At 64.8% G+C, this 11,720-nt stretch carries 13 protein-coding genes; 10 read left to right on the forward strand and 3 right to left on the reverse strand.

The window, feature by feature from the left end; genetic code table 11:
• Positions 1–11: 11 nt before the first annotated feature.
• Entirely contained in the window at positions 12–530 is a 519-nt protein-coding gene (locus ACTIEZ_RS08420) for a DUF2231 domain-containing protein (RefSeq protein WP_439546221.1), read from the forward strand.
• Here the strand turns inward: ACTIEZ_RS08420 and ACTIEZ_RS08425 are convergent.
• Both ACTIEZ_RS08425 and ACTIEZ_RS08430 read right to left on the reverse strand, forming a co-directional pair.
• Entirely contained in the window at positions 500–997 is a 498-nt protein-coding gene (locus ACTIEZ_RS08425) for a CopD family protein (protein ID WP_439546222.1), read from the reverse strand. The genes ACTIEZ_RS08420 and ACTIEZ_RS08425 overlap by 31 nt on opposite strands.
• The gene (locus tag ACTIEZ_RS08430) at positions 994–1,698 is read right to left on the reverse strand and encodes a cytochrome c oxidase assembly protein (RefSeq protein WP_439546223.1); all 705 of its coding nucleotides are present in this window, start codon (positions 1,696–1,698) and stop codon (positions 994–996) included. The genes ACTIEZ_RS08425 and ACTIEZ_RS08430 overlap by 4 nt, the downstream gene beginning before the upstream one ends.
• 178 nt (positions 1,699–1,876) lie before the next feature.
• Between ACTIEZ_RS08430 and fdhD the strand changes: the two genes are divergently transcribed.
• The 4 genes from fdhD to ACTIEZ_RS08450 all read left to right on the forward strand — a co-directional run bounded on the left by fdhD (position 1,877) and on the right by ACTIEZ_RS08450 (position 5,639).
• Positions 1,877–2,614, forward strand: a complete 738-nt coding sequence (gene fdhD / locus ACTIEZ_RS08435; protein WP_439546294.1) for a formate dehydrogenase accessory sulfurtransferase FdhD — start codon at positions 1,877–1,879, stop codon at positions 2,612–2,614.
• Positions 2,611–3,144 (forward strand): molybdenum cofactor guanylyltransferase, encoded by a 534-nt coding sequence (mobA, locus tag ACTIEZ_RS08440; RefSeq protein ID WP_439546224.1) that lies wholly within the window; start codon positions 2,611–2,613, stop codon positions 3,142–3,144. Before fdhD ends, mobA begins: the two co-directional genes overlap by 4 nt.
• Positions 3,134–4,360, forward strand: coding sequence for a molybdopterin molybdotransferase MoeA (locus ACTIEZ_RS08445; RefSeq protein WP_439546225.1), 1,227 nt, complete (start codon positions 3,134–3,136; stop codon positions 4,358–4,360). Before mobA ends, ACTIEZ_RS08445 begins: the two co-directional genes overlap by 11 nt.
• 178 nt (positions 4,361–4,538) lie before the next feature.
• Positions 4,539–5,639, forward strand: a complete 1,101-nt coding sequence (locus ACTIEZ_RS08450) for an NAD-dependent epimerase/dehydratase family protein (RefSeq protein ID WP_439546226.1) — start codon at positions 4,539–4,541, stop codon at positions 5,637–5,639.
• Positions 5,640–5,676: 37 nt separating this feature from the next.
• Here the strand turns inward: ACTIEZ_RS08450 and msrA are convergent, their stop codons facing one another.
• Positions 5,677–6,213, reverse strand: a complete 537-nt coding sequence (gene msrA, locus ACTIEZ_RS08455; RefSeq protein WP_439546295.1) for a peptide-methionine (S)-S-oxide reductase MsrA — start codon at positions 6,211–6,213, stop codon at positions 5,677–5,679.
• A 226-nt stretch (positions 6,214–6,439) separates the two neighbouring features.
• Here msrA and ACTIEZ_RS08460 point away from each other — a divergent pair, with 226 nt between their 5' ends.
• From ACTIEZ_RS08460 to glnA, 5 genes are all read left to right on the forward strand, one after another.
• Positions 6,440–7,183 (forward strand): helix-turn-helix transcriptional regulator, encoded by a 744-nt coding sequence (locus ACTIEZ_RS08460; protein WP_439546227.1) that lies wholly within the window; start codon positions 6,440–6,442, stop codon positions 7,181–7,183.
• 63 nt (positions 7,184–7,246) lie between these two features.
• Positions 7,247–8,872 (forward strand): spinster family MFS transporter, encoded by a 1,626-nt coding sequence (locus tag ACTIEZ_RS08465; RefSeq protein WP_439546228.1) that lies wholly within the window; start codon positions 7,247–7,249, stop codon positions 8,870–8,872.
• Positions 8,873–8,883: 11 nt separating this feature from the next.
• A complete protein-coding gene (locus ACTIEZ_RS08470; RefSeq protein WP_439546229.1) occupies positions 8,884–9,654 on the forward strand; it encodes an SDR family oxidoreductase in 771 nt (256 codons plus the stop codon).
• Between the two features lie 158 nt (positions 9,655–9,812).
• On the forward strand, positions 9,813–10,151 hold the full coding sequence (locus ACTIEZ_RS08475) for a P-II family nitrogen regulator (protein WP_439546230.1): 339 nt from the start codon (positions 9,813–9,815) through the stop codon (positions 10,149–10,151).
• A 45-nt stretch (positions 10,152–10,196) separates the two neighbouring features.
• Positions 10,197–11,606, forward strand: a complete 1,410-nt coding sequence (gene glnA, locus ACTIEZ_RS08480; protein WP_439546231.1) for a type I glutamate--ammonia ligase — start codon at positions 10,197–10,199, stop codon at positions 11,604–11,606.
• Positions 11,607–11,720 lie beyond the last annotated feature (114 nt).

Genomic DNA, 11,720 nt, shown 5'->3' on the forward strand with positions numbered 1-11,720 from the left:
AGGAGCCCCCCATGCCCGATGCCATTCCCGAGCCCATCCCCCGGCAGCTTGTCGATCCGGTGCAGGCTCATCCGGATTTTCACCGCACCGAATCCAGGATCGCCGTGGCCGGCCATCCGATCCACGCCATGCTGGTGGCCTTTCCGATTGCCATGGCCTTCTCGGCGTTCGGCGCCGACGCGCTTTACTGGCTGACTGGGGATATCTTCTGGGCCCGAGCCGGCTTGTGGGCCACGGGCGTGGCCTTTGTGTTCGGGCTGCTGGCGGGCTTGTCGGGCACCGCCGAGTTGTTGCTGGTGCCCGGCATCCGCCGCCGCGCCGCCAGCTGGACGCATTTCATCTTCGCGGTGATGCTGTTGTCGGTACTGGGCGCCAACTGGGGGCTGCGATTGTACGGTTTTGAACAGGCCGTCCTGCCGTGGGGCATATTGGTGTCGGCGCTGGCCGTCGGCGCGACGGCGCTGACCGGCTGGCACGGCGGCAAGCTGGTGTTCGATTATCACATCGGCACCGCTTCGAAAGGCGATTGAAGGCCGAGCGGTTGCTGCAGCCAGTCGGGCAACAGCGTCAGCGGCACGTCGGGCTTGGCCAGCACCAGCAGCAGGATGATCGCCATCAGCAGCACCGCCGCCACCAGCCGCGGGATCGCCAGATTGAGCTGCGCCTCGCCCGGCGCTTCGCCGATGGCGATGATGGCATGGCCGGTCAGGCCGTGCAGCCCGACCAGAAAGCCGACCATCACCAGCTTGGCGAACATCCACGGCACATACAGGCCGCGAAGGAAAATCAGCGCGGTGCCGGCTGTGACAGCGATCACCGCCGCCGGGGTGATGACCGCAATATAGCCATTCTGCAGGGTCAGCCGCAGCCGCGTATAGTCCGACTGCGCCAGATTGCGGTGATCGCCCGCCAGCAACAGCGGCAGCGCCAGCAGCCCGGCGCACCAGATGATCAACGTGGTGATATGGATGGTCTTCAGGGCCAGCACGAGCGTCATGCAGCCATCGTCCGCCAACTGCGCCGCGCCAGCCATGCCGCCGCCACCAGATAGGGCAGCATGCCGGGCACCCACATCAACAGGCCGGCCAGTTGCTGATCGGCCAGCGGCCCCATGCCCCAGGCGATGGTGGTGGCCAAGTGGGGCGCGTACAGCGGCGCTGGTGCAAACACCAGCAACGCGCCGAGCAGCCCCATCTGCACCGTGGCGGCGAGCACCGCCATCAAGCCCACCGCCGGCTCCGTGGTTGCAGCCACAGCGCGCCAGAACATCATGGCTGACCCGAGCAAAGTGAGCTGCATCAGCCAGTAGACGCCCGTGTCGGCCAGCGCGATTTCATAGAGGCTGGGCACATGCCAGCTCCAGAACAGCAAGGTCGCCAACAGCAGCGGCAGCGCCGGCGAGCCCACCCGTCGGCGAGGCCATGCCAGGGCCAGCAGCGGCGCCGCCACCGCAACCAGCAGCAGATGATGCAACACCCGCGCCGAAAACAGCGCAGAGGTGAGCGCACACAGCGGCGACAGGAACAGCACGGCCAGCACCACCACGCCCGCCAGCAGGGGACGCCGCCGCGCCCCGTCTGCCGGCACGGCGAACCCGGCGGCGAGCACCAGCGCCAGGCCCGCCATGACCACGGGATCGAAATTCCATTGCGACAGCCAATCGAGCGGCGAAGGCGGCGGACCGCAGTAAGGACCCATTGATAAACCCGCCTCGCGCTGTGGGTGTCAGCCGAACCAACGCCGGGTACGGAAAATCGTTCCGCATGGAACCAACGTCAGGGCCGGCGCGTTCAGCAGCGGTGACCGGCGGGAGAATGTCTTGGCGCCTGAAATAGCCTTCCTGCGCATCGAGCCGCGCGGCGCTCCGCAACCGGTGATGCGTGCCATTGCCGAGGAAGTGCCGATCGCGATCGAGGTGAACGGCATCGGCTATGCCGTGCTGATGGCGACGCCGGCCGATTTGCCTGATCTTGCCTATGGTTTCGCGCTGGCGGAGCGATTGATCGATGGTGCTGATGATCTGATCGATGCCTGGACCCATGCCACGCCGCAGGGCATCATCCTGCGGCTGCTGCTGGCCCCGCATCTGGCCCCGCGCATCCTGGACCGTGTTCGCCACCGCACCGGCGAATCGTCGTGCGGATTGTGCGGCATCGAAAATCTCGAACAGGCACTGCGGCCATTGCCGGTCGTCACGGCCGCGTCACGGGCCACCGACGCAACGATCTTTCGCGCGCTCGCTGCGTTGCGCGATCATCAGCCGTTGAATGCCGCAACCGGGGCCGTGCATGCTGCTGCCGCGTGCGCCGTTGACGGCAGCATCCGGCTGGTGCGGGAGGATGTCGGACGCCACAACGGCTTCGACAAGTTGATCGGCGCCATGCTGCGGGCCGGCATGGCGTGGGATGGCGGCTTTGCCTTGTTGTCGTCGCGCTGCTCGTTCGAACTGGTGGAAAAGGCCGTGCTGGCCGGCTGCCCGTTGCTGGTGACGATTTCCGCACCGACCAGCCTGGCGGTGGCGCGCGCGGCAGAGGCCGGCCTGGCGCTGCGTGTGCTGGCCCGCGCCGATGCGATGCTGGCAACGACAGTGCCCATTGCTGGCCGGTCGGCATGACGCGTGTGCTGGGGGCAATATTGGCCGGCGGGCAGTCGCGGCGGTTCGGCAGCGACAAGGCGTTGGCGCTGTATCATGGCCTGGAATTGATCTGCCACGTCATCAACCGGCTGCAGCCGCAATGCGATGCGCTGCTGATCTGCGGCCGGCGGTTTGATGATCTTGATATGGCAGATGATCGTCCCGAACCGGGGTTGGGCCCGCTCGGCGGTCTGGCGGCGGCGCTGCATGCCGGGCGGGAACGGCAGTTCGATATGGTGGTGTCGGTGCCGTGCGACACGCCGGACATTCCGGAGGATCTGGTGGTTCAGCTCGGTGCGGCGCCGGCCTTTCTGATCGACCTGCCGGTGATCGGGGCCTGGCCGTGCGCATTGTCATCGGCGCTTGATGCGCATCTGGCTGGAACCGACCGCCGGTCCATGCAGGCCTGGGCGCGCCGCTGCGGCGCCGCCCCCCGGCATCTGGCGCAGCGCCTCGCCAATCTCAACACGCACGCCGACCTGATGGCCTGTTCTGCCCATGACGATTGAGGGCCGGGTGAGTGTCGACGCAGCGCTGGCGCTGATCCGCGCGGCGGTCCGGCCGTTGGGCAGCGAGATGATCGCCGTCGCCCACGCACAGGGCAGGATCACCGCGGCCCCGGTGCTGGCCGGCGCCGATACGCCCCGATTTCGGGCAGCGGCCATGGATGGCTATGCGTTCGCCAGCCGGGACGTGGCGGGTGCCACTGCGGATCGCCCGGCGTGGCTGACGATCGGGGCCATGGTGCCGGCCGGCACGTCGCCGCCTGCGCTTTGCTGCGGGGCAGCCGTCCCGATCGCCACCGGCGCGCCGGCGCCGCTGGGTGCCGATGTCGTGATCACCCGGGAATGTGCCGTGCTGGTCGAAGGCCGGCTTTGCCTTGCAGGGCCGGTGGCGTCGGGGCAACATGTGCGCGCCATCGGCGAAGACGGCCGGGCCGGCGCGCCGCTGCTGCCGGCGGGTGTTGCCATCGCCCCCGATGCGGTCGGCGTGTTGCTGGCCTTTGGCGTTCATCACGTCTGCGTTGCGCGACAACCGCGTCTGGGGCTGCTGACCACCGGCAGCGAGCTAAGGCCGGATGGCGGCGCGCTTGGCCCTGGGCTTTTGACCGACAGCAACGGGCCGATGATTGCCGCCTGCGCGCAGGCCGCCCGGATCGATTGCGATTTCATCGGCCGGGCAGCCGACTGTCCCTTGGCCTTCGATGCGGTGCTGGATGCGGCCATGGCATCAGCATCTGCCGACATCATGCTTTCCACTGGCGGCGTTTCCATTGGCGCCTTCGATCTGGTGCGCAGCCGGCTGGAGGCGCGCGGCTGCACCATCCTGTTTCACGGCGTCGCCATGCGGCCGGGCAAGCCGTTGCTGTTCGCTCTGCTGCCCGATGGCCGCCCCTATTTCGGGCTGCCCGGCACGCCGCTGGCGGCGCTGGTGGCGTTTCGATTTTTCGTTGGTGCCGCGCTGCGCCAGATGGTCGGACTGCCGCCTGAGACAGGGGACATCGTCCACACCAACGAAAGCGGGCGCCCGGGCACAAGCCTGTTCCTGCGGGGACGCAAACCGGCACACGGCGAGCCGGCAATCGTCGATACGGCCCTGGATCAGCGCGCCCACATCCTGCGTTCGCTGCTGTCGGCAGATTGCTGGCTGAGGATCGACTGCACATCGCCAGCCCCGCCCGTGGCCCGGTGCTACCCCCGGCAACTGACGCTCGATCAACGATAGCGCCAGGATTTCAACATCCGCAGCGCTGGAGCCGCCGCCAAACCCGGCACGGCATATACCACAGAGCGGCATGGCCTGTTCGACCAGTGTCTTCGGCCTGCCGGCTGGCTATGGCGTCGCCGCGCCCCTACAGTATCGGTTGCGGTTTTCTTTGGGCCAATCAGCAAAGGGGGCGATCATGAACGGCCAGACAGTTTTGATCATCGGCGCAAGTGGGGTCATCGGCGAGGCCGCGGTCGAGCGGTTCGCCGCCGATGGCTATCATGTGCTGGCTGTTTCGCGGCGCGCCCCGCACGTGCCGCCGGGCACGGCATGCGAGCATATTGCCCTCGATCTGCTCGATGCGTCGGCATGCCAGGCCGCAGCGCCGCGGTTCGCCGGGGTCACCCACGTTGTCTATGCCGCGTTGTTCGAAAAGCCCGGGCTGGTCGCCGGCTGGACCGAGCCGGATCAGATGGACACCAACCTGGCGATGATGCGCAACCTGATGGAGCCGCTGCTCGCCAGCGCGCAAGGCCTGCGCCATGTCAGCGCCTTTCAGGGCACCAAAGCCTATGGTGCCCATCTGCATCCGCTCAGCGTGCCGGCACGCGAAAGCGCCCCGCGCGATCCGCATGCCAATTTCTACTGGCTGCAGGAGGATTATCTGCGCGCCAAGCGCTGTGGAGCGGCGTGGACGCTGACGATCTGGCGCCCGCAGATTGTCTTTGGCCTCGCGACGGGGGTCGCGATGAACATCATTCCCGTCCTGGGGATCTATGCCGCCATCTGCCGCGAATTGGGGCGCCCGTTCGTCTATCCGGGTCTTGCTGGCGGGATTGGAGAAGCCGTCGATACCGGTCTGATTGCGTCGGCACTGGCCTGGGCGGCGACCGCACCGCAGGCGGGTGACGAGACGTTCAACATCACCAATGGCGATGTCTTTGAATGGATAAGCGTCTGGCCGGCGATTGCCAGGGCGGTCGGGCTGGAGCCGGCCTATGGCGCGCCCTTCTCGCTTGCCGAATTTCTCCTCGATCATGCCGGCACCTGGGACAGCATCGTGCGTCGGCACGGCCTGCAACCCCATGCCCTCGCCGCGCTGCTCGGCGAGTCGCATCATTATGCCGATCTGTTGTTCGGCGTGATGGCCCCGCCAGAAACGCAGCGTCCGCCCATCCTGGTCAGCACCATAAAGCTGCGCCGCGCTGGCTTTGCCGATTGCCGCGACACCGAGGAGATGTTTGAACGGCTGCTTGGCCAGTTGGCCGAGCGCAAGATCATACCATCCAGGCCATGATGCCGGCGAAGCAGCCGTGAAGCCGCCAACGACCGAATCAGCGGCCTTTCAGGCGCGCGCCATAGCTCTTGCGGAACTTGGCCAGCTTGGGGCCGACCACCGCCACGCAGTAACCATTCCTGCTGCCGTTGGTTTCGAAATAGCGCTGGTGATAGGCTTCGGCCGGATACCAGGGCGCGTTGGGCTCGATGCTGGTGACGATCGGATTATCCCAACTGGCCTGGTTGCGGGCGATGGCGGCTTCGGCTTCGCCGGCCTGCACGCCGTTCTGCGGAAAGATGGCCGAGCGATATTGGGTGCCGACATCGCCGCCCTGACGGTTCAGCGTCGTCGGATCATGGGTATGGAAGAAAATATCCAGCATTTCTGAATAACTGATTTCAGAAGGATTAAATTCGATCCGAACGGCTTCGGCGTGGCCGGTGCGACCAGAACAAACCTGCTCATAAGTCGGGTGTTCGATGCCGCCGCCAATGTAGCCGGACTCAACCGATTCCACACCGCGAAGCTCATTAAACACAGCTTCGGTGCACCAGAAGCAACCACCTGCGAATATTGCTACGTCAAGCGTCATTTGTACCTCATTGTCAAACAATTGTTTACTATCTATGGATGCATGCGCTGGTGCTTTCGGGGCATGAGATAGGCCGGCGATACCGGATCGACAAGAGGGGGTCGATCGGGGGGCCGCGTTGCTGGGCCGGCGCAACGCATTCGTAAAAGTATCGTCGGGGGTGTTGCGTGTGGGTAATTTCAAGGACGTGCAGGCATTTGTGCGCGATGTGCGGATCGCGCGATCGTTGACCGACATCGGGCTGGTGTTGAAAGACGCAACGCGCAGCTTCCAGTTTGATCATTTTGCCTTGGCCCAGCGCTACTCCAGCGTGGGCGATGCCGGGCAAGGGTCGCTCGGGCCGGTGCGGCTGACCGATTTTCCTGATGCCTGGGTGGAACAACTGGTGGGCCAGGGCCGCATCGCCGATGATCCGGTGCTGCTGGCCAGCGAACGCAGCGTGACGCCGTTCGCGTGGAGCCATCTTGACCACATCCTGCCGCTCACCGCGCGCCACCGCGCCTATATGGCGCAGGCGCAGGCGGCTGGCCTGGCCGACGGCTATACCGTGCCCATTCATGTGCCCGGCCAGGCATCCGGCCTGGTCAGCTTCGTGATGGCCGGCGGGCGGGAATTGCCGGCTGATGCGCTGCCTGCGGCGCAATATCTGGCCTGCTTCGCCTTTGAAGCGGCACGCCGGCTGGCCGCGCATGGCAACAGCGCCAGGGGCGGCACCAAGCTTACGCAGCGGCAACTTGATTGCGTGGTGCTGGCGGCGCGCGGCAAATCCAACTGGGTGGCCGGCCGCCTGCTCGGCCTGACCGCCGGGACGGTGCACAAATATCTGGAGGCCGCCAAGCATCGCTATGGCGTCTCCAGCCGCACCGAGCTGGTGGTGCGCGCCCTGTATGACGGGCACCTCAGCTTCGCAGATGTGATGGGTGATGCCGTGAACGGTCTTGGGGCGGGTGACAGGCGCCGGGACGACTGATAAGCCTCCGCGTCTGTTGCCAGCAGGGGCCGCCAGACGCCCCCCGGCCAGTCGGGAGGGGTCATGGTTCCAAAGGACGTCGAAGTCACGTCTGACAAAGGCAAGATGCCGCCCGTTGGCGGCCCCTATGCCTGGTATGTGCTGGGGCTGATGGTCCTCGTCTATGTGATGAACTTCATCGATCGGCAGATCCTGTCGATCCTGGCCGAAGACATCAAGCGCGACCTTGGCCTCACCGATGCGCAGCTCGGCTTTCTGTACGGCACGGCCTTTGCGGTATTCTATGCGCTGTTCGGCATCCCGATCGGCCGACTGGCGGACAATTGGATACGCACCCGGCTGCTGGCGCTGGGCTTGACCCTGTGGTCGGGCATGACGGCCATGTCCGGCCTGGCTGGCAATTTCACCCAATTGTCGCTGGCCCGCATCGGTGTGGGCGTGGGCGAAGCGGCCGCCGGCCCTTCGGCCTATTCGATGATTTCCGATTGGTTTCCCAAGGCGCGGCGCGCGACGGCCCTGTCGATCTATGCCGCCGGCCTCTATCTGGGCGGCGGTGTCTCGCTGCTGATCGGCGCTGTGGTGGTGAAGGGCTGGAACAACGCCTATCCCGGCGGCGGGCCGCTGGGGCTGGTCGGCTGGCAGGCGGCGTTCATGGCGGTCGGCATCCCCGGCCTGCTGCTGGCCTTGTGGGTGGCGACGCTGATCGAACCGCAACGCGGCCGTGCCGATGGCCTGCCGCCGCCGATACCGATGGCCGGCAAGGCGATCTTCCGCAATTTCCTGGCCGATATGGCCAGCGTGATCCCGCCGTTCACCCTGATCAACATGGCGCTTCTGGGCCGGCGGGCATTGTTCGGCAATATCGCGGCACTGGCGCTGGTGGCCGGCATCGTCGCGGGGCTGGTGGCCATCACCGGCGAGGTCTTGCAGTTCCTGGCGGTGGGCACCGGGCTATATGCAGTGATCAGTTGGGCGCAATCGATCCGGTTTCGTGACAAGCCGACCTATGAACTGATCTGGGGCACGCCGGCCTTCGTGCTGACCATCATCGGGTTCGGATCGATCAGCTTTGTCGGCTATTCGGTGGGGTTCTGGGCGGCACCTTATGCGCTGCGCCATTTTGTCGAGCCGGCGCTGGCCAGCGGGCAGCCGGTGCCCTGGTATGGCACGCGCGAGGCAGCCGCGTTCATCCTGGGCGGCGGCGGCGCCTTGGGCGGCTTCGTCGGCACCATATTGGGCGGCGTGCTGGGGGATTATGCCAAGCAGCGCCACCCATCGGGCCGCATCATCGTCGGCAGCCTGGCGACGATTATTCCCGCCCCGCTGATCTGGATGCAATATACCGCTGGCGATATCGGCAGCTTCTTCCTGTGGTTTTTCCCAACGACCGTGTTCGGTTCGATGTATGTCGGGGTGGCCGCCGCCACCACGCAGGATCTGGTGATGCCGCGCATGCGCGGTGCCGCCACCGCCACCTTCTTCATCGGCACGACCTTGTTCGGGCTGGGCCTGGGGCCGTGGTTCACCGGCTTTGTTTCGGCGGTGTCTGGCGATCTTGCGACCGGCGTGCTGGCCTTGCTGTTGATGGCGCCGTTTACCCTTGGCTGCCTGTGGTTTGTCTATCGCCAGTTGCCCGCCGCCGAAGCCACACGGGTTGATCGCGCGCGGGCAGCGGGCGAAGTGATCTGAAAGGAAACATCATGAAGATCGAACAGTTGTTCAGCGTTGCCGGCAAAACGGCTGTGGTCACCGGCGGCAGCCGCGGAATCGGCGAGATGATCGCGCGTGCGCTGGTCGAGAACGGCGCCACTGTCATCATCTCCAGCCGCAAGGCCAGTGATTGCGACGCGCTGGCGGCCGAGCTGGGCCCCGCCTGCTTGCCCATTGCCGCCGACCTGTCGCAGATGGCCGAGGTCGAACGCTTTGCCGCAGCGGTGAACGAACGCATGCCGAAGCTCGATATCCTGTTCAACAACGCCGGCGCGAGCTGGGGCGCGGGCATCGATGATTTTCCGGAACTGGGCTGGGACAAGGTGATGGACCTGAATGTGAAATCGGTGTTCTTCCTCACCCAGAAACTGCTGCCCAACCTCGGCGCCGCGGCAAGCCCCGACCATATGGCCCGTGTCATCAACATCGGCAGCATCGACGGCCAGCATGTTTCCGATCTGGAAACCTATTCCTATGCCGCGTCCAAGGCCGGCGTGCTGCACCTGACACGGATGATGGCCAAGTTTCTCGGCCCCCGCCACATCGCGGTCAACGCCATCGCACCGGGCTTTTTCCCGTCCAAAATGACCGCCGCGATTGCCGAGGAGTTCCGCGAAGCCTTTCGCGCCGCCACGCCGATGCAGCGCTGGGGCAACGCCGATGACATGGCCGGTGTCGCGCTGTTCCTGGCCAGCCGGGCCAGCGAATTCATGACGGGCAGTGTTGTTACTGTGGACGGTGGCTACGCCACTACCGTCTGATGCAACATTTCAAATGCTGGCCATTACCGGGCAGCGACATGCTGCAAATAGGCTAAATTACGGTGGCGCGCCTGCGCCAAAAAGCGCATGAAATCGCGATTGGTGCAGGCCATCGGTGACGGCGGTCGATGCTTCGTGGCGCCGCGCGGGAGCAAGATGTGAAAAAAGTCGAGGCGGTCATCAAGCCGTTCAAGCTGGATGAAGTTAAAGAGGCGCTGCACGAAGTCGGCGTGTCCGGCATCACCGTGACGGAGGCCAAGGGCTTTGGCCGGCAGAAAGGCCATACCGAGCTGTATCGCGGCGCCGAATATGTGGTGGATTTCCTGCCCAAGGTGAAACTGGAAGTGGTCGTGGACGACGACCAGGTCGACCGGGTGGTCGAAGCCATCACCAATTCGGCGCGCACCGGGCGGATCGGCGATGGCAAGATTTTCGTGTCGCCGGTGGAAATGGCCGTGCGCATCCGCACCGGAGAGCGCGACAGCGACGCGATCTGACCGCCTGAGATTCAAAGATAACAACCAGCAAAAGGGAAGAGCCAAATGGCCACTGCTGCCGACATTCTGAACCTGATCAAGGACAAGGACATCGAGTGGGTTGATCTGCGTTTCACCGACCCCAAGGGCAAGTGGCAGCACCTGACCATGGTGTCAGGCGTGATCGACGAGGATATGCTGACCGATGGCTTCATGTTCGATGGCTCGTCGATCGCCGGCTGGAAAGCGATCAACGAAAGCGACATGATCCTGATGCCGGATCTGGGCGCGACCTATATCGATCCTTTCTCTGCCACCCCGATGCTGATTCTGGTGTGCGATATCGTCGAGCCGTCCACCGGGCAGCTTTATGGCCGCGATCCGCGCAGCACCGCCAAGCGCGGCGAAGCGTACCTCAAGGCCACCGGCATCGGTGACACCGTCTTTGTCGGCCCGGAAGCCGAATTCTTCGTGTTTGACGATGTGCGTTTTGGCCTGGGCTATAACGAAGGCTTCTTCCATCTCGATGATATCGAACTGCCGACCAATTCGGGGCGCAGCTATGAACAAGGCAACATGGCCCACCGGCCACGCGCCAAGGGCGGCTATTTCCCGTGCGCGCCGGTTGATTCCGCCGTCGATCTGCGCGGTGAAATGGTTGCGACCATGCTGGAAATGGGCCTGCCCTGCGACAAGCATCACCATGAAGTCGCCAGCGCGCAGCACGAACTGGGCCTGACCTATGGCACGCTGGTCGAAACCGCCGATCGCATGCAGGTGTATAAATATGTCGTGCACCAGGTCGCCCATGCCTATGGCAAGACCGCGACCTTCATGCCCAAGCCGATCAAGGACGACAACGGCAGCGGCATGCACACCCATTTGTCGATCTGGAACGGCAAGACGCCGTTGTTCGCTGGCGATCAATATGCCGGCCTGAGCGAAATGGCGCTGTTCTTCATCGGCGGCATCATCAAGCATGCCAAGGCGTGCAACGCCTTCACCAATCCGGGCACCAACAGCTACAAGCGGCTGGTGCCGGGCTTTGAAGCGCCGGTGCTGCTGGCCTACAGCAGCCGCAACCGTTCTGCTTCGTGCCGTATCCCCTACGGCAGCGGTGCCAAATCCAAGCGCGTGGAAGTGCGTTTCCCGGATGCCCTGGCCAACCCGTATCTGGCCTATACCGCGCTGCTGATGGCCGGCCTCGATGGCATCGAGAATCGCATCCATCCCGGCCCGGCGATGGACAAGAATCTGTATGACCTGCCGCCGCGCGAACTGAAGAAGGTGCCGACCGTGTGCGCATCGCTGCGTGAGGCGCTGGTGGCGCTGGACAAGAGCCGCGCCGTGTTCACCAAGGGCGGCGTGTTCACCGACGACCAGATTGATTCGTACATCGAATTGAAGATGGAAGAGGTGCAGCGGTGGGAGATGACGCCGGCGCCGGTTGAATTTGATATGTATTACAGCGCATGACGGCGTGAGATTAGTGCGCAGCACTAAGCTCCGACTCGTCAAAGCTCGGACGGCGATCGAAAAAGGCGGCCCCCACAGGCCGCCTTTTTTGACTCGTCCGACGGCGTGGCTCCG

The organism is Sandarakinorhabdus sp. (assembly GCF_051860625.1).
Lineage (GTDB): Bacteria > Pseudomonadota > Alphaproteobacteria > Sphingomonadales > Sphingomonadaceae > Sandarakinorhabdus.

Excerpts from the sequence above, each read along its gene's own strand:
- ACTIEZ_RS08420 (WP_439546221.1), top strand. The coding sequence starts at position 12 with ATGCCCGATGCCATTCCCGAGCCCATCCCCCGGCAGCTTGTCGATCCG.
- ACTIEZ_RS08425 (WP_439546222.1), bottom strand. The coding sequence starts at position 997 with ATGACGCTCGTGCTGGCCCTGAAGACCATCCATATCACCACGTTGATC.
- ACTIEZ_RS08430 (WP_439546223.1), bottom strand. The coding sequence starts at position 1,698 with ATGGGTCCTTACTGCGGTCCGCCGCCTTCGCCGCTCGATTGGCTGTCG.
- fdhD (WP_439546294.1), top strand. The coding sequence starts at position 1,877 with ATGCGTGCCATTGCCGAGGAAGTGCCGATCGCGATCGAGGTGAACGGC.
- mobA (WP_439546224.1), top strand. The coding sequence starts at position 2,611 with ATGACGCGTGTGCTGGGGGCAATATTGGCCGGCGGGCAGTCGCGGCGG.
- ACTIEZ_RS08445 (WP_439546225.1), top strand. The coding sequence starts at position 3,134 with ATGACGATTGAGGGCCGGGTGAGTGTCGACGCAGCGCTGGCGCTGATC.
- ACTIEZ_RS08450 (WP_439546226.1), top strand. The coding sequence starts at position 4,539 with ATGAACGGCCAGACAGTTTTGATCATCGGCGCAAGTGGGGTCATCGGC.
- msrA (WP_439546295.1), bottom strand. The coding sequence starts at position 6,213 with ATGACGCTTGACGTAGCAATATTCGCAGGTGGTTGCTTCTGGTGCACC.
- ACTIEZ_RS08465 (WP_439546228.1), top strand. The coding sequence starts at position 7,247 with ATGGTTCCAAAGGACGTCGAAGTCACGTCTGACAAAGGCAAGATGCCG.
- ACTIEZ_RS08470 (WP_439546229.1), top strand. The coding sequence starts at position 8,884 with ATGAAGATCGAACAGTTGTTCAGCGTTGCCGGCAAAACGGCTGTGGTC.
- glnA (WP_439546231.1), top strand. The coding sequence starts at position 10,197 with ATGGCCACTGCTGCCGACATTCTGAACCTGATCAAGGACAAGGACATC.